The sequence below is a fragment of the Kistimonas scapharcae genome, from assembly GCF_039540975.1.
GTDB classification, from domain to species: domain Bacteria; phylum Pseudomonadota; class Gammaproteobacteria; order Pseudomonadales; family Endozoicomonadaceae; genus Kistimonas; species Kistimonas scapharcae.
The window spans coordinates 1-1,034 of record NZ_BAABFL010000223.1 but is presented as its reverse complement, the minus strand read 5'-3'; the positions used below and the strand labels follow the sequence as shown (position 1 = coordinate 1,034).

Annotated in this window: 2 protein-coding genes; one reads left to right on the top strand and one right to left on the bottom strand. The window is 50.0% G+C overall.

What is annotated here, in order from left to right; translation table 11 throughout:
* Positions 1-360: 360 nt before the first annotated feature.
* Positions 361-801 carry a hypothetical protein gene (locus ABD892_RS10540; RefSeq protein WP_345195582.1) on the bottom strand — a complete coding sequence of 147 codons (441 nt, stop codon included), beginning with the start codon at positions 799-801 and terminating at the stop codon, positions 361-363.
* On the opposite strand from ABD892_RS10540, the gene ABD892_RS27085 reads away from it, so the two are divergent.
* Positions 712-975, top strand: a complete 264-nt coding sequence (locus ABD892_RS27085; protein WP_425559230.1) for a C2H2-type zinc finger protein — start codon at positions 712-714, stop codon at positions 973-975. The two genes, ABD892_RS10540 and ABD892_RS27085, sit on opposite strands and share 90 nt — an antisense overlap.
* Positions 976-1,034: the final 59 nt, after the last annotated feature.

Genomic DNA, 1,034 nt, shown 5'->3' with positions numbered 1-1,034 from the left:
TGCCTGAAGAGCACAGGGGACGCTCTCTTCATTCAATTTAGCCTTACTTCTTCAGATCGTTAAGCGGGAGTTAAGGTTTATACCAGTCATTTGCGCAACAGCCACTTTGGTGATCGGGCCGAAGACGTCGGAGTAGGAGGGGATGAGTCAGCGGCCAGTGGTGCAGCGGCTGGTCTTGAAACGTTGGCCGGTGCTGAGAGAGGCAATATTGTTGAAAGGGCAATGCGTGAGACTTTTCAGCCCCAAGCAGGCTTGACAGATAGTGGGGAAGCCTTGGGTGGTGTGTCTGTAGAATCAGGTGCTGCTGTCAGTACTGATGAGGTGGTAGTGCCTCCGGTTGCCGTTGAGCAACGAGCCGATTCAGATAAAGAGGCCGCTAAGTACAAGAGACCGTTTGAATGTCCATATTGTGAAAAGAGTTTTCATGGCTATGATCAGATGGTAGAGCATGAGGAACGTTTCCATGTTAACCCGAAGCATCATCACTGTGATCGGTGTGACAAGGCCTTTACTACGAAAGGGCACCTTAACGTGCACAAGCGCATTCACACTGGGGAAAAGCCCTATCTGTGCGACCAGTGTGGCAAAGCCTTTGCTGTCAAAAAAAGTCTTAGGGTGCACCAGCGCGTCCATACTGGGGAAAAACCTTATAAGTGTGCCTGGTGTGACAAAGTTTTTTCCCAAAACGGCCACCTTGTACAACACCAGCGCATTCACACAGGGGAAAAGCCCTATCAGTGCGATGAGTGTAACAAAGCCTTTGCCCAAAAGGGCGATCTTAGAAAACACCAGCTTACCCATAGCAGGGAAAAACTCCATCAGTGTGATCGGTGTGACAAAGCCTTTGCACACAAGAGTAACCTTAGGGTGCACCAGCGCATACACACCGGCGAAAAGCCCTATCAGTGCGAGCAGTGTGACAAAGCCTTTGCAAGCATGAGTAGCCTTAGGAGGTGCATATTCTGGTTTACTTGAACACCGATTCTGGTCTACTTGAACACCCCCGTCACCTTACGTATTGGCGAGCCTGATTT